We start from the raw sequence: 19,414 nt of genomic DNA on the forward strand, positions 1-19,414 counted from the left end.
TGCACAAAAACACCTACATCGAGCTTGATCTTACTCTAGGGTGAATGAGATGAGCGAAATCAGCCATCAGGTCGTCGTCGTCGGGGCAGGGTTCGGCGGCCTCGAATTCACCCGCACACTGGCGGGCGCGCCGGTACGAATCACCATGATCGACAAGCGCAACCACCACCTCTTTCAGCCGCTGCTCTACCAGGTCGCGACCACGGCGCTGGCGACCTCGGAAGTTGCCTGGCCGATCCGCCATCTCCTGCGCAAGCGCAAAGACGTTACGACACTACTTGCCACCGTCAGCGGCGTCGATCGCGCCGGCAAGCACGTGCTGCTCGATGACGGCAAGACGGTCGCCTACGACACGCTGCTGCTGGCCACCGGCGCCCGCCACGCCTATTTCGGCCATGACGAGTGGGAACCTTTTGCGCCAGGGCTGAAGACGCTGGAGGACGCCACCACTGTTCGCCGGCGCATCCTTCTGGCATTCGAGCAGGCCGAGCGGGAATCCGATCCCGGAAAGCGCCAGGCACTGCTGACGCTGGCGATCGTCGGAGGCGGACCGACCGGCGTGGAACTGGCCGGCACTATCGCCGAACTGGCGCACGACACGCTGCGCGGCGAATTCCGCAACATCGATACGCGAAAGACACGCGTGGTGCTGATCGAAGCCGGCGATCGAATACTTGCCAATTTCGCGCCGGAACTCTCCGACTACGCCAGGCAGGCGCTCGAGCGGCTCGGCGTGACGGTCGAACTCGGTCAAGCCGTTACACGCTGCGATGCCGAAGGTGTCGTCTTCGGCGACAAGCATTTGCCGGCAAGGACGATCCTGTGGGCAGCCGGCGTTGCCGCTTCGCCGGCCGCCGAATGGCTGGGGGCGGCGGCCGACAGGGCGGGCAGGGTGCTCGTCGAGCCCGACCTGACCGTGCCGGGGAGCCACGAGATCTTCGTCATTGGTGACGCAGCACGCGTCCCGCGGCCGGACGGCCGTCCGGTGCCCGGCGTTGCGCCGGCCGCCAAGCAGGCGGGCCGGCACGTCGCCGCGACAATCAAGGCCCGGCTTGCCGGCGACACCGCCCCGCGGCCGTTCCGCTACAGGCATGACGGCGATCTGGCGACGATCGGCAAGCGCGCCGCGGCGATCGATTTCGGCTGGATCAAGCTCACTGGCCGACCCGCCTGGTGGCTGTGGGGCCTAGCGCATATCTACTTCCTGATCGGTTTCCGCAACCGGCTTGCGGTTTCGCTGAGCTGGCTATGGATCTACTTCACCGGTCAACGCAGCGCGCGGCTGATCACGCAAGGCGATGACGACAAGGGCTGACGTTCTGCCTGCGGATGTTCATTCGCACGTCACCTCTTGCTGATCGATTGGACTTCCTGACCGGCCGGACTTCCCGATGGACATGGGAGGATTTCGGCGCGAAGCTTTGCAAACTCTCGCATTGTCGAAGAAGGAAAAACAGTGTCCCAGCCGCTCCATCACGTGTCCCGCCGTTCGTTGCTGGCGAGTGCCGCCGCTACGGGAGCGCTGATCATGCTGCATCCGTTCTCCGCTCGCGCACAGGCCAACCAGGCGCACCTCAGGATCATGGAGACGACCGACATCCATGTGAACGTACTGCCTTACGATTACTACGCCGACAAGGCGAACGACACGATGGGGTTGTCGCGGACGGCCTCGCTGATCGCGGCGGTGCGCAAGGAAGCCACCAACGCGATGCTGATCGACAATGGCGACCTTCTGCAGGGCAACCCGATGGGCGACTACATCGCCTATGAGAAGGGGATGAAAGAGGGCGACCTCCACCCGATCATGAAAGGCATGAACCTGCTCGGCTACGAATGCTCCACGCTCGGCAACCATGAGTTCAATTACGGCCTGTCTTTCATGGACAAGGTGCTGGCCGGCGCCAATTTTCCGTTCGTCTGCGCGAACCTGGTCCGCGGCACCGCACTCGCCGCGAATCCGCGCGACGACAAGCTCTATCTCACGCCCTATGTCATCCTCGACAAGAAGATCAGGGATGGGTCGGGTGCCGAGCAGCCGATCAGGATCGGCATCATCGGCTTCGTGCCGCCGCAGATCATGGTCTGGGACTTGAAGAATCTCGAGGGCAACGTCAAGACGCGCGACATCGTCGAGGCGGCCAGAGCGTGGGTGCCGCAAATGAAGGAGGAGGGCGCCGATATCGTCATCGCGCTTTCCCATTCCGGCATCGACATCAAGCAGGGCGAGATGATGGAGAACGCCTCGTTCTTCGTTGCCGGCGTGGAGGGTATCGACGCTGTCTTCACCGGCCACCAGCATCTTGTCTTCCCCGGCAAGAAGGACTTTCAGTCGCTCGAAGCCGTCGACACCGAAAAAGGCACGCTGCAAGGCAAGCCCGCCGTGATGGGTGGCTTCTGGGGCTCGCATATGGGGCTGATCGACTTGTTGCTGGAGCGCGATGGGTCGCAATGGCGGGTTGTTTCGGCCACCTCCGAGGCGCGGCCGATCTTTGAGCGGGTCGAAAAAAAGAACAAGGCGACGGTCGCCGACGACCAGCACATTGTCGATGCGCTCAAGCAGGACCACGAGGCGACGCTTGCCTATGTGCGCCGGCCCGTCGGCAAGACCTCGGCGCCACTCTATTCCTACTTCGCGCTGGTCGCCGACGACCCATCGGTACAGATCGTCAGCCAGGCGCAGAGCTGGTATCTGAAGGACATCCTCAAGAACACCAAATGGAAGGATGTGCCGCTGCTGTCGGCGGCGGCGCCATTCAAGGCAGGCGGACGCAACGGCGCCGACTACTACACCGACGTGCCGGTGGGCGATATCGCCATCAAGAACGTCGCTGATCTCTATCTCTATCCGAACACCGTCCGCGCGGTCGAAATCACCGGGGCGGAGGTGAAGGAATGGCTGGAAATGTCGGCCGGCATCTTCAACCGGATCGAGCCGGGCAAGGCCGACCAGGCGCTCATCAACACCGATTTTCCATCCTACAATTTCGACGTCATCGACGGCGTCACCTACAGGATCGACCTGTCGCAGCCGTCGAAATATGATCCGAAAGGCGGGCTGGCGAATGCCGGTTCAAACCGCATTGTCGACTTGAAGTTCGACGGAAAGCCAATTGATCTGGCACAGAAATTCGTCGTGGTGACCAACAATTACCGTGCCGGTGGCGGTGGCAATTTTCCGGAGATCAATGCCTCGAAGATCATCTACGAGGCGCCGGACACCAACCGCGACGTGATCGTGCGCTTCATCATCAATCAGGGCACGATCAACCCGTCGGCGGACTCCAACTGGTCGTTTGCGCCATTGCCTGGAACCAGCGTCGTGTTCGAGACAGGCGCCAAGGCGAAGGATTTTATCGCTGAGGTGAAATCGCTGAAGATCGAATCGGCGGGCGAGGGCGAAGCGGGGTTTGCGAAGTACCGCATCACCCTCTGAAAACCGCTACGCCTTGTGACCACCTGGGTGACCACCTGGCGGACATCTGATCGAACGCCGCTCCCAATAGCATTCGATTGGGAAACGGGCGGCCTCGAACGAAAACGCACAGCCCCGCCAGCCGGAGCTTCAGCGCTTTCCAGTGAGTTCTCCACGATTTTCCACGTCATCAATGGGAACTTCAAGCTGGCAGGAAGCCAACGTGGCCGCCAGCTTCGGAATCGCTATGGTTGCGGCAGCCCGTATGCGATAGTTTTAGCGATGCGTTATGTTATCGTCATCTGCGCCATCGCCTTCTTCCTGATCTGGGACGGCCTTTACAATCATGGCCACTATCTCGACGTCACGGTCAGGGAGATGTCGCGCGTCGTGCGTTATATAACCGGCACGGTCTAAGCTCTCCGCTGTCCAAGTGCCATCGGCGCGACATCGTTGCCGGTTGACGCGACGTTTTTGCTGACACAAAAGGTGCGCAAATCGATCGAGGAGGCTTGGCTTGATCCGGCATATCGTTTTCTTTAGCGCTCGGCGCAAGGAGGATGTGGAGGCCGTGCGCAAGGGCTTGCTGGCGCTGGCCAAGATCCCGCATTCCTGCATCTTCGAAGTGAGCCTCAACACCAAGGTCGATCCGCTGTCGGATGCGATCGATGTGGTCGTCTATGCCGAATTTGAGGACGATGCGGCTCTCGCCGCCTACAAGGCGCATCCGCTGTACGCCGAGACAACCAGCCAGGTCAAACCTTTGCGCGAACTGCGTTATTCGGCCGATGTCGTGGCGGCCTGACCGAGCGCCTGTGACAGAAGATGCCTTTTCCGACGTCCGGCGAAATAGCCGGGCGGGGAATTTGTCTGCCCCTCGCCGGCCGAGGCGGCGACCGAAAGAAACGGGCTCGATCTTCTGCCGCACGCCCGGCCGGCGCTCTCGCAATACACAAGATAAAGCGCTCCTATTCCGTCTGGACGGCAGACCGCTCTGCCGGGTCGACGCCTGGCTGCTTTGGGGCGTTCCAGATCAGCACTGCAATAACTGCAATCGCAACGATCACCGCGGCTACCAACAAGACATTTCTCATATGGGTGACGTAGGCCGGTATTCGACAGCGACAAGCATGCCGATTTTTCGCGCACTCTCGACCGGCGATCAGCCGCCTGGATTCTCGCGGCTTCAGGCGAAGCTCTTGAACCAATTTCCGGAATGATGCACATCGCGCCGGCAATGACCACAACACCGCCAAGCCCTCGTCCGCTCGATCACCTAGTGCTGCCGACTGCGAGCCTCGAGGTGGCGCGGGCGCGGTTGGGCTCGCTTGGCTTTATCGTGGCGCCGACCGGCCTTCATCCTTTCGGTACTGAGAACTGCTGCGTCTTCCTCGCCGACGGTACCTATCTCGAACCGCTTGCGGTCGGGAGCGAGCAAATCGCGGGAAATGCGATTGCCAAGGGCAATGTCTTCGTCGCGCGAGATCGCATCTATCGCGACAAATGCGGCAATGAAGGATTTTCCGCTGTGGCCCTGGGTACCCGCAATGCCGATCAGGATCATGCACGTTATGTCGAGGCCGACCTGTCGGCAGGAGATATGCTGAGCTTTTCGCGGGCCTTCACCGATGCGACGGGAAAGAGCGATACGGCATCGTTCAAACTGGCCTTCGCTTCCGGCAGCGGGGCAACGGACGCATTCCTGTTCGCCTGCGAGCGGATCAATGCGCCCAAGGGGGACCGCACGGCGTTGCAGGCCCATGCCAACGGCGCAACCGGCACAGCCGAAGTCGTGGCGGTTAGCGATGTGCCTTCAGAGCAGCACCGATTGATTTCGATCGCGGCAGGCATCGGGGAGGGAGACAGCGATGTGTTTGAGTTGCCGAATGCGACCCTGACCGTGCTCGATCCTGCAGCTATTGCGGAGCGCTTCGGCATGCCGGTAGGTGCGCCGTCAAAATTCCGATTTGCGGGGATCGTCTTTTCGGTCCAGCGCGCCGACGTCGTCGCAAGGCTGCTTGTAGCCAATTCCATCGAACACGACATACGCGGCAATGATATTGTCGTGCGGCCGGCACCCGGACAGGGCGCTGCCTTCATTTTCCGGGAGATCAAATGAGCAAGCCCAATTCCCTGGCGCCCAATTCGTTGGTGACCGTCGGCAAGGTCGTCTTCGGCAACACTTTGCCGCTCTCGCTGATTGCCGGCCCATGCCAACTGGAATCGCGCCAGCATGCCTTCGATATGGCCGGTGCGCTGAAGGAACTGACCGGGAGGCTCGGTATCGGGCTGGTCTACAAGACCAGCTACGACAAGGCCAACCGCACCTCGCTCGGTGGGACGCGCGGCGCCGGGCTCGAGGCGGCGCTGCCGGTGTTCGATGAGCTTCGCAGGGAATTCTCGCTGCCGGTCCTGACCGATATCCATACGGAAGAGCAGTGCGCGGTCGTGGCGCCGCATGTCGATATCCTGCAGATTCCGGCCTTCCTCAGCCGCCAGACCGATCTGCTGATCGCGGCAGCGAGGACCGGCAAGGCGGTCAATGTGAAGAAAGGCCAGTTCCTGGCGCCGTGGGACATGAAGAACGTCGTCGCCAAGATCACCGGTTCCGGCAATGCCAATGTGCTGGTCACCGAGCGCGGCGCGTCGTTCGGCTACAACACGCTGGTGTCCGACATGCGCGCCCTGCCGATCATGGCCGAGATCGGCGCGCCCGTGATTTTCGATGCAACCCATTCCGTTCAGCAGCCTGGCGGGCAAGGCGGCTCATCGGGCGGCGATCGGCGCTTCGTCGAAACGCTGGCGCGGGCGGCAGTTGCGGTCGGTGTCGCCGGCGTCTTCATCGAGACGCACCAGGATCCCGACAATGCACCCTCCGACGGCCCCAACATGGTGCCGTTCAAGGATCTTCCGGCACTGCTCGAACGGCTGATGGCGCTCGATCGCGTCGCCAAGAACGCAGGTTGACCTGGTTCAACTTGAACATCCTTTGCTCTAGCCGCCGGCAAGGGCCGGTTGTAGGCTCGCCCGGCAACTGAGCATCTGGCAGGAGGAAGCCATGTCCGTCGCCCGCGTCACCGAAATCACATCGTCTTCGGAAAAAAGCTTTCAGGACGCCATCGAACAGGGAATTGCGCGCGCCTCAAAAACCTTGAAGAATGTCGAAGGTGCCTGGATCCAGGACCAGAAGGTCGTCGTCGAGGAGGGCAAGATCGTTGCTTATCGCGTCAATATGAAGGTCACCTTCATTCTCGCGGAGTGATCGCCTGCGCCCTCAAAAGTCTGGAACCTTCGTCAGCGCCTCTCATTGTCAATGCATAGTGTCAGACGACAGAGAGGAATACACCATGACAACCCAGACAGGACACACCGAGGCCATTGCCGCCTCGCGGGTCATCGGCACAACGGTTTACAATACCGAAGGCAAGCACATCGGCAGCATCGAAGACGTCATGCTCGACAAGACTTCGAACGGCATCATGTTTGCGGTGATCGGTTTTGGCGGATTTCTCGGCATCGGCGAGAAATATCACGCCATTCCGTGGGCGAGCCTCGATTATGACGAGAACAAGGGCGGCTATGTCGTGCCGTTCTCCACGGAACAGCTGAAAGCTGCTCCCGCATATTCGATCAATGAACTGACCGGCGCCGACGGTGAGGCTGCGCGCGACGCGTCATACAACTATTACAAGGTCGATCCTTACTGGCATTAGCTGGACAGGCCGGAATCGAAAAGGCCCCCGCATCATGCGGGGGCCTTTGTGCGAGAGATCTACTCCGCCGCGTGAAGGACCGACAATTGCATCGCGCCCTGTTGAGGCTGCTGATTGTTGCAAGACGTCAGGAATGCAGCCGCGATCAGGAGCAAACTCACGATACCGCCTAACTGGGACATGGCGAAACTCCTCCTGTTTCGCCCCTCGCAGCCACAACCATAGACCAGAAACCATCATGCTGCGCATGACTTATGATAACAGCGATTTGCGCTTCGTGAATCGGCAGGACAGGGGGAGCGCCAATATTTGCGAGCGCCCCGATTGCGTTTTGCGGCGCTTTGGCTAAGAGGTGCGCGACGCTTCAATCGATCAATCGGGGACATCGCAATGACCGCCATCGTCGACATAGTCGGGCGTGAAATCCTGGATAGCCGTGGAAATCCGACCGTCGAGGTCGACGTGGTGCTGGAAGACGGTTCGATGGGCCGCGCCGCCGTGCCGTCCGGTGCTTCGACCGGCGCTCACGAGGCGGTCGAGCTGCGTGACGGCGGCGCCCGCTACCTCGGCAAGGGTGTGCTCGGGGCTGTCGAAGCCGTCAACGGCGAGCTGTTCGAGGCGATCGGCGGCATGGAGGCCGAAAATCAGATTCGCATCGACCAGACGATGATCGAGCTCGACGGCACGCCAAACAAGAGCCGGCTCGGCGCCAATGCCATCCTCGGCGTCTCGCTGGCAGTGGCCAAGGCTGCGGCGGAAGCGGCCAGCCTGCCGCTCTACCGCTATGTCGGAGGCACCAAGGCGCATGTGCTTCCGGTGCCGATGATGAACATCATCAACGGTGGTGCACACGCCGACAACCCGATCGATTTCCAGGAATTCATGATCCTGCCGATCGGCGCGCCGACGTTGCGCGACGGTGTGCGCTGGGGTTCGGAAATCTTCCATACGCTGAGGAAGAAGCTGAAGGACGCCGGCCACAACACCAATGTCGGCGACGAGGGTGGCTTCGCTCCTAACCTGAAGAGCGCGCCCGCTGCGCTCGACTTCATCATGGAATCGATCGAGAAGGCCGGCTTCAAACCGGGCGAGGAGGTCGCGCTCGGCCTCGACTGCGCGGCGACAGAGTTCTTCAAGAACGGCAATTACGTCTACGAAGGCGAGAAGAAGACCCGTGACCCAAAGGCCCAGGCAAAATACCTGGCCAAGCTCGCCGCCGACTATCCGATCATCACGATCGAGGACGGGCTGGCCGAGGACGACTGGGACGGCTGGAAGACGCTGACCGATCTCATCGGCAAGAAGACCCAGCTGGTCGGCGACGATTTGTTCGTTACCAATACGGCGCGGCTGCGCGATGGCATCCGCATGGGTGTCGCCAATTCGATCCTGGTCAAGGTCAACCAGATCGGTTCGCTGACCGAGACGCTCGATGCCGTCGAGACTGCGCACAAGGCTGGCTACACCGCTGTGATGTCGCACCGCTCGGGCGAAACCGAAGATTCGATCATTGCCGATCTCGCCGTTGCCACCAATTGCGGGCAGATCAAGACCGGCTCGCTGTCGCGCTCCGACCGCATGGCCAAGTACAACCAGCTCATCCGCATCGAGGAAGAGCTCGGCAAGCAGGCGCGCTACGCCGGCAAGTCGATCGTGAAAAGCTGATTCCAGCAAGATCCGGAATGACGAGGGCGGGGACATTCCCGCCCTTTTTGTTTTTCAGCGCCAATCCAGCCGCCCGTAACCGTCCATTAAGCACAATCGGGCGAGAACAGTACGACGAAGGATTTGGACCATGTGGACGCGCCAGCACAAGCAGAGAAACACCGGCCGGCTGATCATCCCCTCGCTCTGCGTGGCGTTCCTGGCCTATTTCGGTTTCCACGCTTATCACGGTGAGTTCGGCATCTATTCCAAATATCAGCTTGAAGCCGAAACCGTCGAATTGCAGGGCAAGCTCGATGCCGTCAAGGCGCGCCGGGTCGATCTTGAGCGGCGCGTCCAACTGATGCATGAGGGCACGCTGGAGAAGGACATGCTCGACGAGCAGGCGCGCAAGGCGCTCAATCTGTCCCAGGCCGACGAGATTACCATCATGCTGCCAGCCAAGGCAAAATAACTAGATTTAAGTTAATCGGTGATATTTGCAATGATTTTAACCGCTTAGATGCATGCCAGCCATGCGTTTTTCAGCATGGCGAAACGCTTTCTCGCATGTTAGCCTCCCTCAAATCGGTGGGGAGAACTGATCTCCCTCAGTGTCCACGAAGAGACGCCAACAGGGAGTGATGCATGGCCACCGCCGCCAGAAAAGCGCCTGCCAAATCCAAATCCGACGTTAAATCGTCGGGACTTTCCACCCCCAAACCTGTCGATTTCACCAAGGGCGAGGAGCTTGACGCCTACCGTCGCATGCTGCTCATCCGCCGCTTCGAGGAAAAGGCCGGGCAGCTTTACGGCATGGGCTTCATCGGCGGCTTCTGCCATCTCTATATCGGCCAGGAAGCGGTTGTCACCGGCATGAAGATGGCGCTGATCGATGGTGACCAGATGATCACCGCCTACCGCGACCACGGCCACATGCTGGCTATGGAACTGTCACCGCGCGGGGTCATGGCCGAACTGACAGGGCGCCGCGGCGGCCTGTCCAGGGGCAAGGGTGGCTCCATGCACATGTTCTCCAAGGAAAAGCATTTTTACGGCGGCCACGGCATTGTCGGCGCGCAGGTGTCGCTCGGTACCGGCCTCGCTTTTGCGAACCGCTATCGCGGCAACAACAACGTGACGCTGACCTATTTCGGTGACGGCGCTGCCAACCAGGGCCAGGTCTACGAGAGCTTCAACATGGCTTCGCTGTGGAAGCTGCCGGTGATCTACATCATCGAGAACAACCGCTACGCCATGGGCACCTCGGTCTCGCGCTCGTCGGCCGAGACGGATTTCTCGCACCGCGGCGCCTCGTTCAAGATTCCCGGCATCCAGGTCGACGGCATGGATGTGCGTGCGGTGAAGGCAGCCGGCGATCTCGCCACCGAATGGTGCCGCGCCGGCAAGGGCCCGCTGATCCTCGAAATGCAGACCTATCGCTACCGCGGCCACTCGATGTCCGATCCGGCCAAATACCGCTCCAAAGAAGAAGTGCAGAAGATGCGCTCCGAGCGTGACCCGATCGAGCAGGTCAAGGCGCGCCTGATCGGGAAGAAGTGGGCAAGCGAGGATGAGCTCAAGGCCATCGACAAGGAGGTCCGCGACGTCGTCGCCGATGCGGCCGAATTCGCCCAGAACGACGCGGAGCCGGATCCGTCCCAGCTCTGGACCGACATCGTATTGTAACGAGAGGGCAAGGACATGCCGATCGAAATTCTCATGCCCGCTCTCTCGCCGACCATGGAAGAGGGCAATCTTTCCAAGTGGTTGAAAAACGAAGGCGACAAGGTTGTTGCCGGCGACGTCATTGCCGAGATCGAGACCGACAAGGCGACGATGGAAGTCGAAGCCGTCGACGAAGGCACGTTGGGCAAGATCCTGATTGAGGCGGGCACCGAAGGCGTCAAGGTCAACACGCCGATTGCCGTGCTTCTGCAGGATGGTGAAAGTGTTGCTGATGTCGGCAAGGCTGCCTCACCCGCCAAAGCGGAGGCGCCGGCAAAGGCAGAAGCTCCAGCTGCAGCCGAAGAAAAGGCACCTGCGCAGACGCCGGCCGCAGCGCCTGTAGCTGCTGCACCAAAACTGGAAATCGCCGCCGATCCGGATATCCCGGCCGGCACCGAAATGGTCTCGACCACGGTGCGCGAGGCGCTGCGTGACGCGATGGCCGAGGAAATGCGGCGCGACGGCGATGTCTTCATCATGGGCGAGGAGGTCGCCGAGTACCAGGGCGCCTACAAGATCACGCAAGGGCTGCTGCAGGAATTCGGGGCGCGGCGCGTCGTCGACACGCCGATCACCGAGCATGGTTTTGCCGGCGTCGGTGTCGGAGCCGCGATGGCCGGCCTGAAGCCGATCGTCGAATTCATGACCTTCAACTTCGCCATGCAGGCGATTGACCAGATCATCAATTCCGCCGCCAAGACGCTCTATATGTCCGGCGGCCAGATGGGCGCGCCGATCGTGTTTCGCGGGCCGAACGGTGCGGCTGCCCGCGTCGCCGCCCAGCATTCGCAGTGTTACGCCGCCTGGTACAGCCACATCCCCGGCCTGAAGGTGGTGATGCCTTACACGGCGGCCGACGCGAAGGGCCTGCTCAAGGCTGCGATCCGCGATCCGAACCCGGTCATCTTCCTCGAGAACGAGATCCTCTACGGACATTCCTTCGACGTGCCGAAGATGGACGATTTCGTGCTGCCGATCGGCAAGGCGCGCATCCACAAATCTGGCAAGGATGTCACCATCGTCTCCTTTGGCATCGGCATGACCTATGCAGTCAAGGCCGAGGCCGAATTGCGCGGCATGGGTATCGATGCCGAGATCATCGACCTTAGAACCGTCCGTCCGCTCGACTTCGACACGATCATCGCCTCGGTCAAGAAGACCAATCGGCTGGTGGTGGTGGAGGAAGGCTATCCGCAGAACTCGGTCGGCGATCATATCGCCAACCAGGTGTCGCAGCGCGCCTTCGATTTCCTCGATGCGCCGGTCATCACCATTGCCGGCAAGGACGTTCCGATGCCCTATGCGGCGAACCTCGAGAAGCTGGCGTTGCCCAATGTCGGCGAGGTTGTCGAGGCGGTCAAAGCCGTCACATATCGCTGAGCAGGGCGGGAGGACAAAATGCCGATCAACATCACCATGCCGGCCCTCTCGCCCACGATGGAAGAGGGCAATCTCGCCAAGTGGCTGGTCAAGGAGGGCGATAAGGTTTCGCCGGGCGACGTGATCGCCGAGATTGAGACAGACAAGGCGACGATGGAAGTCGAAGCGGTCGACGAGGGCACGGTCGCTAGACTGGTCGTTCCGGCCGGCACCGAAGGTGTGAAGGTCAACGCGCTGATCGCGGTGTTGGCTGCCGAAGGCGAGGACCCTAGCGCCGCCGCAAAGGGCGGTGACGGCAGTGCCGCAAAAAGTGATGGCGCTGCCGCGCCAGCGAAGGCTGAGGCCAAGCAGGACAAGGCGCCAATCTCCCCACCCATGGGGGAGATGTCGACGAAGTCGACAGAGGGGGGCGCTGCCCCGCCAGCGTCCCAGCCTGTCTCGCCCCCCTCTGCCCTGCCGGGCATCTCCCTCACAAGGGGGGAGATCGGCCAATCGCCGGACGGCCGCATCTTCGCGTCGCCGCTGGCCCGCCGTATCGCCAAGGACGCCGGCGTCGACGTCTCGGCGGTGGCGGGCTCCGGCCCGCATGGCCGCGTCGTCAAGGCTGATGTCGAAGCGGCGATTGCTTCGGGTGGCGCTGCGCCGGCAGCAAAGGCAGCGCCCGCAGGCTCACCGGCAACGGCCGCTGCCGCGCCGAAGGCGATGTCGGACGAGCAGGTGCTGAAACTGTTTGCCGAGGGCTCCTACGAGCTTGTCCCGCACGACGGCATGCGCAAGACGATCGCGCGGCGGCTGGTCGAGGCCAAGACCACCATCCCGCACTTCTACCTGACGCTCGATTGCGAGCTCGATGCGCTTCTGGCTTTGCGCACGCAGATCAATGCGGCAGCCCCGGTGAAGAAGACCAACGGGGGCGAGGCACCCGCCTACAAGCTCTCAGTCAACGACATGGTGATCAAAGCGATGGCGATGGCGCTGATGGCGGTGCCGGATGCCAATGCATCGTGGACCGAAAGCGCCATGATCAAGCACAAGCATGCCGATGTCGGCGTTGCGGTGTCGATCCCTGGCGGTCTGATCACGCCGATCATCCGGCGCGCCGACGAAAAGACGCTTTCCGTCATCTCCAACGAGATGAAGGATCTTGCCAGCCGTGCCCGCAGCCGAAAGCTCAAGCCTGAGGAATACCAGGGCGGCACCACGGCGGTGTCCAATCTCGGTATGTTCGGCGTCAAGGACTTTGCCGCTGTCATCAACCCCCCGCATGCGACGATCCTGGCGGTCGGCGCCGGCGAGCAGCGCGCGGTGGTGAAGAACGGCGAGATCAAGGTCGCCACTATCATGTCGGTGACGCTGTCGACCGATCACCGCGCCGTCGACGGCGCGCTCGGCGCCGAACTGCTCGTCGCCTTCAAGCGCATGATCGAAAATCCGATGGGCATGCTGGTCTAGGAGCGACGAAGGCGGTGCGGAAATCCTTCACCAGCCTTTTCGCCTTCATTTTTCCGGGTGTCGTTACGATCATCGTTCAACGGCTGTCCGGGTGCTGGCGGCGCTCGCAGACAAGTTTCGGCTGAGGTGGGGCAAACATGAAAACTATTCTCAGCTACGGCGATTCGCTGACCTGGGGCTATGACGCGGCAAGCCTTGGCCGCCATCCGCTGGAAGATCGCTGGCCGAGCGTTTTGCGGGCCGCATTGGGCGGCAGCGTGGAAGTGATTGCGGAAGGCTTGAACGGCCGCACCACGGCCTTCGACGACCATCTGGCCGGGGCAGACCGCAATGGCGCAAGAGTGCTGCCGACGATCCTGATGACGCATGCGCCGATCGACCTGATTATCTTCATGCTCGGCGCCAATGACATGAAGCCGTGGATCCACGGCAATCCGGTCGCGGCCAAGCAAGGCATGCAGCGCCTGATCGATATCGTGCGCGGTCACGACTATCCGTTCGACTGGCCAGCACCGCAGATCCTGATTGTCGCGCCGCCCGCCGTTAGCCGCACGGACAACGCCGAATTCAAGGAAATGTTCGCCGGCGGCGATGAAGCATCCAGGCGGCTTGCGCCGCAATATTCCGCCCTTGCCGACGAGGCCGGCTGCGGCTTCTTCGACGCCGGCACGGTGGCCAGCACGACGCCGCTCGACGGCGTTCATCTCGACACGGAAAACACGCGAAGAATCGGCCAGGCACTGGCTCCGGTCGTGCGCGTCATGCTGGAACTTTAGAGACTCAGGGAGAAAATCCGTGGCTGAATCCTACGACGTCATCATCATCGGCTCCGGCCCCGGCGGCTATGTCACGGCGGTGCGTTCTGCCCAGCTCGGCTTCAAGACGGCTATCGTCGAGCGCGAGCATCTCGGCGGCATCTGCCTCAACTGGGGCTGTATCCCGACCAAGGCGCTGCTGCGTTCGGCCGAGATTATGCACTATTCGGATCACCTGAAGGACTATGGGCTGAAGATCGACGGCAAGGTCAGCGTCGATACCGCCGCCGTTGTCGACCGCTCGCGGAAGGTCTCGCTGCGGCTCAACGGCGGTGTCGCCTTCCTGATGAAGAAGAACAAGGTCGACGTCATCTGGGGCGAAGCCAAGCTCTCCAAGCCGGCTTCCGGCGATAAACCAGGCGAAATCGTCGTTTCGAAATCTTCCAAGAAGCCGATGGAGCCGCAGCCGCCGGCGCCGAAGGGTGTCAAGGGCGAGGGCACCTACACTGCCAAGCACATCATCCTGGCGACCGGCGCCAGGCCGCGCGCGCTGCCCGGCATCGAGCCCGACGGCAAGCTGATCTGGACCTACTTCGAGGCGATGGTGCCCAAGGAGATGCCGAAATCGCTGCTGGTGATGGGCTCGGGCGCCATCGGCATCGAATTCGCCTCGTTCTACCGAACCATGGGGGCGGACGTGACGGTGGTCGAGCTGCTGCCGGCGGTGATGCCGGTCGAGGACGCCGAGGTCTCGAAATTCGCGCAGAAGCAGTTCGAGAAGCAAGGCATGAATATCATCCTAGAAGCCAAGGTGACCAAGGTCGAGAAGGGTGCCAACTCGGTGACGGCGCATGTCGAGATGAAGGACGGCAAGGTCGAGAAGATCACGGCCGACCGCATGATCTCGGCTGTGGGCGTACAGGGCAACATTGAGAATCTTGGCCTCGAGGCGCTCGGCGTGAAGACCGAGCGCGGCTGCGTCATCGTCGATGGCTACGGCAAGACCAATGTGCCCGGCATCTATGCAATCGGCGACGTCGCCGGACCGCCGATGCTCGCCCACAAGGCTGAGCATGAGGGTGTAGTGTGCGTTGAGAAGATCGCCAATTTCCCCGGCGTACACGCCACCGACAAGCTGAAAATTCCGGGCTGCACCTATTGCAACCCGCAGGTCGCCTCCGTCGGCTTGACCGAGGCCAAGGCAAAGGCCGAGGGCAAGGACATCCGCGTCGGCCGCTTCCAGTTCGGCGCCAACGGCAAGGCGATCGCGCTCGGCGAGGATCAGGGCTTCATCAAGACCATCTTCGACAAGAAGACCGGCCAGCTGCTTGGCGCGCATATGGTCGGCGCCGAAGTGACCGAGCTGATCCAGGGGTTCGTCGTGGCGATGAACCTGGAGACCACCGAGGAAGAGCTGATGCACACGATCTTCCCGCACCCGACGCTGTCGGAGATGATGAAGGAGAGCGTGCTCGACGCCTATGGCCGGGCGTTGAATGCATGACAGATTGGGAACGCATGATAAATTGGCCGCGCGAGACTCACACGCAGGAGCCGGGGGAACTCGACGGCAAGGTAACCCGTTTCCGGATGTATCATCACCCATCACCAGAGGAGTGGGCATATGGACGTGAACGGCGTGGGCTGGGTGGCAGCCATCATCATCGGAGGTCTGGCAGGCTGGCTCGCCGAGATGTTCATGAAGAGCAACATCGGCATCATGATGAACATCATCCTCGGCATTGCCGGCGCGGTCGTACTGAATGCCATTCTGCAGGCCCTGAACATCGGCGCCTTCGGCGTCGGCTGGATCGCCTATCTGATCACCGGTTTCATCGGCGCCTGCCTGCTGATAGCGGTCGGACGCTTGGTGCGCCGTTAGCCTGTGTCGATATCTGCTATGCGAAAAAGGCTGTAGCGACATGCGCCGCCGTGGCCTTTTTCTTTGCGCCGAAAAGCCTTAGATGACGTTGAAAAGGCGAACGCCGGGGCAGGCGGTCGCGAAATGAACCGGGGTTCAAATGGTCACTGTCCTCGACACGATTGCCAATGTGCCGCGACTGCGGCACCCCGAAAAGGCGCACAGGCCCGATCAGGAGGTGCTGCGCAAACCCGACTGGATCCGCGTCAAGGCGCCGGTGTCGAAAGGCTATGCCGAGACGCGCGAGATCGTGAAGTCGCACAAACTGGTGACGGTGTGCGAGGAGGCCGGCTGCCCCAATATCGGCGAGTGCTGGGAGAAGAAGCACGCGACCTTCATGATCATGGGCGAGATCTGCACGCGCGCCTGCGCCTTCTGCAACGTCGCCACCGGCATTCCGACTGCGCTCGATCCCGATGAGCCGGCGCGTGTCGCGCATGCGGTCAAGCAGATGGGCCTGAGCCATGTCGTCATCACCTCCGTTGACCGTGACGATCTCCCGGACGGTGGAGCGCAGCATTTCGCCGAAGTCATCCGCGCCATCAGGGCAGCGACGCCGTCGACGACGATCGAGGTCCTGACGCCCGACTTCCTGCGCAAGGATGGCGCTTTGGAGATCGTGGTGGCGGCGAAGCCCGACGTCTTCAACCACAATCTCGAGACGGTGCCTTCGAACTATCTGACGGTGCGGCCGGGTGCCCGCTACTTCCACTCGATCAGGCTTTTGCAGCGGGTGAAGGAGCTCGATCCGTCGATCTTCACCAAGTCCGGCATCATGGTTGGCCTGGGTGAGGAGCGAAACGAGATCCTGCAATTGATGGACGATCTGCGCTCGGCCAATGTCGACTTCATGACCATCGGCCAGTACCTGCAGCCGTCGAAGAAACACCACCCGGTGATCCGCTTCGTCACGCCGGAGGAGTTCAAGGCCTTCGAGACGATCGGCAAGACCAAGGGCTTCCTGCTGGTGTCGTCGAGCCCGCTGACGCGCTCGTCGCACCATGCCGGCGACGATTTCGCCAGGCTGCGCGCAGCGCGCGAAGCGCTTCTCAAGAAATCTGCCTAACACGCTGTTTTCATGCCGAAATTTGAAGCCACTCGCCGGGTCGCCCATACGCCGGAACAGATGTTCGCGCTGGTCTCCGATATCGAATCCTATCCGCAATTCCTGCCGCTTTGCGAGGCGCTGACGGTTCGCTCGCGCAAGGAGCGCGACGGACGCACCTTGCTCGTCGCCGACATGAGTGTCGGCTACAAGGCGATCCGCGAAACCTTTACGACGCAAGTATTTCTGAAACCCGACGAGAAGGCCATCGACGTCAAATACATCAATGGTCCGTTCAAATATCTGAGCAATGTCTGGCGCTTCGAGCCGGCGGATGGTGGTTGCGATGTCCGCTTCTTTATCGACTATGAGTTCAAGAGCCGCGTTTTGGGCGCGCTGATGGGAACAATGTTCGATCGCGCTTTCCGCATGTTCTCCGAGGCTTTTGAGAAGCGGGCCAGCATCATCTACGGCGCAACAACACCAAGCTGATCCTCACCGAGCGCGCGCAAGCCCAGTTCAAGCGCATGCCTGACCGTCTCCCGGCGGATGAAATCGCGGCCCTTGTCGGCAAACAGCTGGCGTTCGGCGACCGCTGGCCGACCTCTCACTGCGATACCGAACCAGACAAGGCCGACGGGTTTTTCCGCCGAGCCGCCGCCCGGACCGGCAATGCCGGTGACGGCAAGCGTCAATCCGGCATGCGAACGGGCCAGGGCTCCTGCTGCCATCTCGATCGCCGTTTCGCGGGAGACAGCACCATGAGCGTCAAGCATGACGGCGGAGACTCCAAGCATCTCGGTCTTGGCTTCGTTGGAATAGGTGATGAACCCTCGGTCGACCACTGTGGATGAGCCGGCGATGTCGGTCAGCGCGGCGATGATCATGCCGCCAGTACAGCTTTCAGCCGTCGCCAGCATGATGCCGCGTCGTTGGCATGCCTGAAGCAGGGCGTTTGCAATCTCGCTGTTGCTCATTATTCGGGCACGTCACCAGGAAACACGACACTGGCAGTGGCGATGGCGGCAATGCCTTCCTCGCGACCGACAAAGCCGAGCTTTTCATTGGTTGTCGCCTTGATCGAGACGCGGTCGGCGGAAATTCCCAGCATCGCCGAAAGGATTTTGGTCATGGCGTCGCGATGCGGGCCGACGCGCGGCGCCTCGCAGATCAGCGTGATGTCGGCATTGGCGATGCGGCCGCCGCGCTCGCGCACTAGTTTCGCCGCATGTTCAACGAATATCCGCGATGCCGCGCCTTTCCATTGCGGATCGGAAGGCGGGAAATGCGTGCCGATGTCGCCGGCACCACAAGTGGCGAGCAACGCATCGGTCAGCGCGTGGAGAGCGACATCGGCATCGGAATGGCCAGACAGCTTCTTGCCGTGCGGGATCGAGATGCCGCACAGAGTGACATGGTCGCCGGGCTCGAACGCGTGGACATCGTAGCCATTGCCGGTGCGGATGTCCGGAAACCGCGGCCGCTCTCCGGAAAGCCGCTGATCTGCCATCGCAATATCCCTTGCCCAGGTCAGTTTGACATTGTCCGGCGAGCCGGGAACGATCTTCACCGGAATATGCGCCCATTCAGCGATCGCGGCGTCGTCGGTGAAATCCACCTTGCCCAGATGATGGGCCTTTTCGTGGGCCGCCAGGATCGGCCAGAACGGAAAACCTTGCGGCGTCTGGGCGGCATGAAGCCCATCTCTGGAAACCGTCTCGCCGATCATGCCGGCTGCCGACTCACGCTTCAGCGTGTCGGCGACGGGCAGGGCAGGCAGCGCTCCCTGTCGCTCGCCGATGGCCTCGATCGTGCGGTCTATCAAGCCTGCATCGACGAATGGACGCACAGCGTCATGGACCAGAACCCGGCTCGGCGCATGAGCTCTCAGCGCCAACAGCCCGAGCCGGACGGAGTCCTGTCTGGTCGATCCGCCAACGATGGCAGTGACCCGATCGGCGCTGGCGCCCGCCGCCCGCCGAAAAAGCTCGCGGTCGTCGGCATGGATGGCGACGACGACCGGGCCTGTCCTCGGGTGCTCCAGAAACATGTCCAGCGTGCGTGCGATGATGGCGCGGCCGCCGATGCTCTGGTACTGTTTCGGTCCATCGGCCTGTCCGGCGCGCGCTCCGCGGCCGGCTGCGACGATGACCACGGCAACCTTGTCGTCCGTGGCCGGGGCCTGCATTTCACTTGCGTCTGTCATTGTCATGCGAGACGCTTAGCGCACGATGCCGAAAAGTGGAATCGGTTTTCGGAAAGATACAAAGCTCCAAAGCGTCCCCAGAGACGCGCAGCGCTTTTGGAGGCGGGAAGGCCGACATTTTCCTAAATGCACCTTGATGCGACATCATTGTGCGT

General features: G+C 61.6%; 20 protein-coding genes. 18 read left to right on the top strand and 2 right to left on the bottom strand.

Going from position 1 to position 19,414, the window contains the following annotated elements; all coding sequences use genetic code 11:
• Positions 1–49 precede the first annotated feature (49 nt).
• The 18 genes from EN859_RS00530 (at position 50) to EN859_RS00610 (ending at position 17,545) form a co-directional block, all read left to right on the top strand.
• Complete coding sequence (locus tag EN859_RS00530; protein ID WP_127851894.1) at positions 50–1,315, top strand: NAD(P)/FAD-dependent oxidoreductase; 1,266 nt, start codon at positions 50–52, stop codon at positions 1,313–1,315.
• A gap of 141 nt (positions 1,316–1,456) precedes the next feature.
• Positions 1,457–3,436: a bifunctional 2',3'-cyclic-nucleotide 2'-phosphodiesterase/3'-nucleotidase gene (locus EN859_RS00535; RefSeq protein WP_127851895.1), complete on the top strand. Its 1,980-nt coding sequence runs from the start codon at positions 1,457–1,459 to the stop codon at positions 3,434–3,436.
• Positions 3,437–3,697: 261 nt separating this feature from the next.
• The gene (locus tag EN859_RS40190; RefSeq protein WP_281015592.1) at positions 3,698–3,832 is read left to right on the top strand and encodes a hypothetical protein; all 135 of its coding nucleotides are present in this window, start codon (positions 3,698–3,700) and stop codon (positions 3,830–3,832) included.
• Positions 3,833–3,932: 100 nt separating this feature from the next.
• Entirely contained in the window at positions 3,933–4,220 is a 288-nt protein-coding gene (locus tag EN859_RS00540) for a Dabb family protein (protein ID WP_127851896.1), read from the top strand.
• A gap of 432 nt (positions 4,221–4,652) precedes the next feature.
• Positions 4,653–5,534 carry a VOC family protein gene (locus EN859_RS00545; protein WP_127851897.1) on the top strand — a complete coding sequence of 294 codons (882 nt, stop codon included), beginning with the start codon at positions 4,653–4,655 and terminating at the stop codon, positions 5,532–5,534.
• Positions 5,531–6,382 carry a 3-deoxy-8-phosphooctulonate synthase gene (gene kdsA, locus EN859_RS00550; RefSeq protein WP_127851898.1) on the top strand — a complete coding sequence of 284 codons (852 nt, stop codon included), beginning with the start codon at positions 5,531–5,533 and terminating at the stop codon, positions 6,380–6,382. Before EN859_RS00545 ends, kdsA begins: the two co-directional genes overlap by 4 nt.
• A gap of 91 nt (positions 6,383–6,473) precedes the next feature.
• Entirely contained in the window at positions 6,474–6,677 is a 204-nt protein-coding gene (locus EN859_RS00555; RefSeq protein ID WP_127851899.1) for a dodecin family protein, read from the top strand.
• An 85-nt stretch (positions 6,678–6,762) separates the two neighbouring features.
• On the top strand, positions 6,763–7,128 hold the full coding sequence (locus EN859_RS00560) for a PRC-barrel domain-containing protein (protein WP_127851900.1): 366 nt from the start codon (positions 6,763–6,765) through the stop codon (positions 7,126–7,128).
• 390 nt (positions 7,129–7,518) lie between these two features.
• Positions 7,519–8,793, top strand: coding sequence for a phosphopyruvate hydratase (gene eno / locus EN859_RS00565; protein WP_127851901.1), 1,275 nt, complete (start codon positions 7,519–7,521; stop codon positions 8,791–8,793).
• 130 nt (positions 8,794–8,923) lie between these two features.
• Positions 8,924–9,247: a septum formation initiator family protein gene (locus EN859_RS00570; protein ID WP_127851902.1), complete on the top strand. Its 324-nt coding sequence runs from the start codon at positions 8,924–8,926 to the stop codon at positions 9,245–9,247.
• 173 nt (positions 9,248–9,420) lie between these two features.
• Positions 9,421–10,461 (top strand): pyruvate dehydrogenase (acetyl-transferring) E1 component subunit alpha, encoded by a 1,041-nt coding sequence (gene pdhA, locus EN859_RS00575; protein WP_127851903.1) that lies wholly within the window; start codon positions 9,421–9,423, stop codon positions 10,459–10,461.
• Positions 10,462–10,476: 15 nt separating this feature from the next.
• Positions 10,477–11,880, top strand: coding sequence for a pyruvate dehydrogenase complex E1 component subunit beta (locus EN859_RS00580; protein ID WP_127851904.1), 1,404 nt, complete (start codon positions 10,477–10,479; stop codon positions 11,878–11,880).
• Between the two features lie 18 nt (positions 11,881–11,898).
• On the top strand, positions 11,899–13,332 hold the full coding sequence (locus tag EN859_RS00585; protein WP_127851905.1) for a pyruvate dehydrogenase complex dihydrolipoamide acetyltransferase: 1,434 nt from the start codon (positions 11,899–11,901) through the stop codon (positions 13,330–13,332).
• 137 nt (positions 13,333–13,469) lie between these two features.
• Positions 13,470–14,108 carry an SGNH/GDSL hydrolase family protein gene (locus EN859_RS00590; RefSeq protein WP_127851906.1) on the top strand — a complete coding sequence of 213 codons (639 nt, stop codon included), beginning with the start codon at positions 13,470–13,472 and terminating at the stop codon, positions 14,106–14,108.
• Between the two features lie 19 nt (positions 14,109–14,127).
• The gene (lpdA, locus tag EN859_RS00595) at positions 14,128–15,591 is read left to right on the top strand and encodes a dihydrolipoyl dehydrogenase (RefSeq protein WP_127851907.1); all 1,464 of its coding nucleotides are present in this window, start codon (positions 14,128–14,130) and stop codon (positions 15,589–15,591) included.
• Positions 15,592–15,711: 120 nt separating this feature from the next.
• Positions 15,712–15,969, top strand: coding sequence for a GlsB/YeaQ/YmgE family stress response membrane protein (locus EN859_RS00600; protein WP_127851908.1), 258 nt, complete (start codon positions 15,712–15,714; stop codon positions 15,967–15,969).
• Positions 15,970–16,108: 139 nt separating this feature from the next.
• A complete protein-coding gene (lipA, locus tag EN859_RS00605) occupies positions 16,109–17,074 on the top strand; it encodes a lipoyl synthase (protein ID WP_127851909.1) in 966 nt (321 codons plus the stop codon).
• A 12-nt stretch (positions 17,075–17,086) separates the two neighbouring features.
• The gene (locus EN859_RS00610) at positions 17,087–17,545 is read left to right on the top strand and encodes a type II toxin-antitoxin system RatA family toxin (RefSeq protein ID WP_127851910.1); all 459 of its coding nucleotides are present in this window, start codon (positions 17,087–17,089) and stop codon (positions 17,543–17,545) included.
• On the opposite strand, the gene EN859_RS00615 is transcribed toward EN859_RS00610, so the two are convergent.
• Positions 17,521–18,030: a CinA family protein gene (locus tag EN859_RS00615; RefSeq protein WP_127851911.1), complete on the bottom strand. Its 510-nt coding sequence runs from the start codon at positions 18,028–18,030 to the stop codon at positions 17,521–17,523. The two genes, EN859_RS00610 and EN859_RS00615, sit on opposite strands and share 25 nt — an antisense overlap.
• The gene (locus EN859_RS00620; RefSeq protein WP_127852290.1) at positions 18,030–19,259 is read right to left on the bottom strand and encodes a bifunctional 2-C-methyl-D-erythritol 4-phosphate cytidylyltransferase/2-C-methyl-D-erythritol 2,4-cyclodiphosphate synthase; all 1,230 of its coding nucleotides are present in this window, start codon (positions 19,257–19,259) and stop codon (positions 18,030–18,032) included. Before EN859_RS00620 ends, EN859_RS00615 begins: the two co-directional genes overlap by 1 nt.
• Positions 19,260–19,414: the final 155 nt, after the last annotated feature.

It is taken from the genome of Mesorhizobium sp. M00.F.Ca.ET.216.01.1.1, from assembly GCF_004010325.2.
In the GTDB taxonomy this organism is placed as follows: Bacteria; Pseudomonadota; Alphaproteobacteria; order Rhizobiales; family Rhizobiaceae; genus Mesorhizobium.

Coding starts and splice junctions, on each gene's coding strand:
- EN859_RS00555 (WP_127851899.1), top strand. CDS start 6,474: ATGTCCGTCGCCCGCGTCACCGAAATCACATCGTCTTCGGAAAAAAGC.
- EN859_RS00530 (WP_127851894.1), top strand. CDS start 50: ATGAGCGAAATCAGCCATCAGGTCGTCGTCGTCGGGGCAGGGTTCGGC.
- EN859_RS00560 (WP_127851900.1), top strand. CDS start 6,763: ATGACAACCCAGACAGGACACACCGAGGCCATTGCCGCCTCGCGGGTC.
- EN859_RS00590 (WP_127851906.1), top strand. CDS start 13,470: ATGAAAACTATTCTCAGCTACGGCGATTCGCTGACCTGGGGCTATGAC.
- lipA (WP_127851909.1), top strand. CDS start 16,109: ATGGTCACTGTCCTCGACACGATTGCCAATGTGCCGCGACTGCGGCAC.
- pdhA (WP_127851903.1), top strand. CDS start 9,421: ATGGCCACCGCCGCCAGAAAAGCGCCTGCCAAATCCAAATCCGACGTT.
- kdsA (WP_127851898.1), top strand. CDS start 5,531: ATGAGCAAGCCCAATTCCCTGGCGCCCAATTCGTTGGTGACCGTCGGC.
- EN859_RS00600 (WP_127851908.1), top strand. CDS start 15,712: ATGGACGTGAACGGCGTGGGCTGGGTGGCAGCCATCATCATCGGAGGT.
- EN859_RS00580 (WP_127851904.1), top strand. CDS start 10,477: ATGCCGATCGAAATTCTCATGCCCGCTCTCTCGCCGACCATGGAAGAG.
- EN859_RS00585 (WP_127851905.1), top strand. CDS start 11,899: ATGCCGATCAACATCACCATGCCGGCCCTCTCGCCCACGATGGAAGAG.
- eno (WP_127851901.1), top strand. CDS start 7,519: ATGACCGCCATCGTCGACATAGTCGGGCGTGAAATCCTGGATAGCCGT.
- EN859_RS40190 (WP_281015592.1), top strand. CDS start 3,698: ATGCGTTATGTTATCGTCATCTGCGCCATCGCCTTCTTCCTGATCTGG.
- EN859_RS00545 (WP_127851897.1), top strand. CDS start 4,653: ATGACCACAACACCGCCAAGCCCTCGTCCGCTCGATCACCTAGTGCTG.
- EN859_RS00570 (WP_127851902.1), top strand. CDS start 8,924: ATGTGGACGCGCCAGCACAAGCAGAGAAACACCGGCCGGCTGATCATC.
- EN859_RS00615 (WP_127851911.1), bottom strand. CDS start 18,030: ATGAGCAACAGCGAGATTGCAAACGCCCTGCTTCAGGCATGCCAACGA.
- EN859_RS00620 (WP_127852290.1), bottom strand. CDS start 19,259: ATGACAGACGCAAGTGAAATGCAGGCCCCGGCCACGGACGACAAGGTT.
- EN859_RS00610 (WP_127851910.1), top strand. CDS start 17,087: ATGCCGAAATTTGAAGCCACTCGCCGGGTCGCCCATACGCCGGAACAG.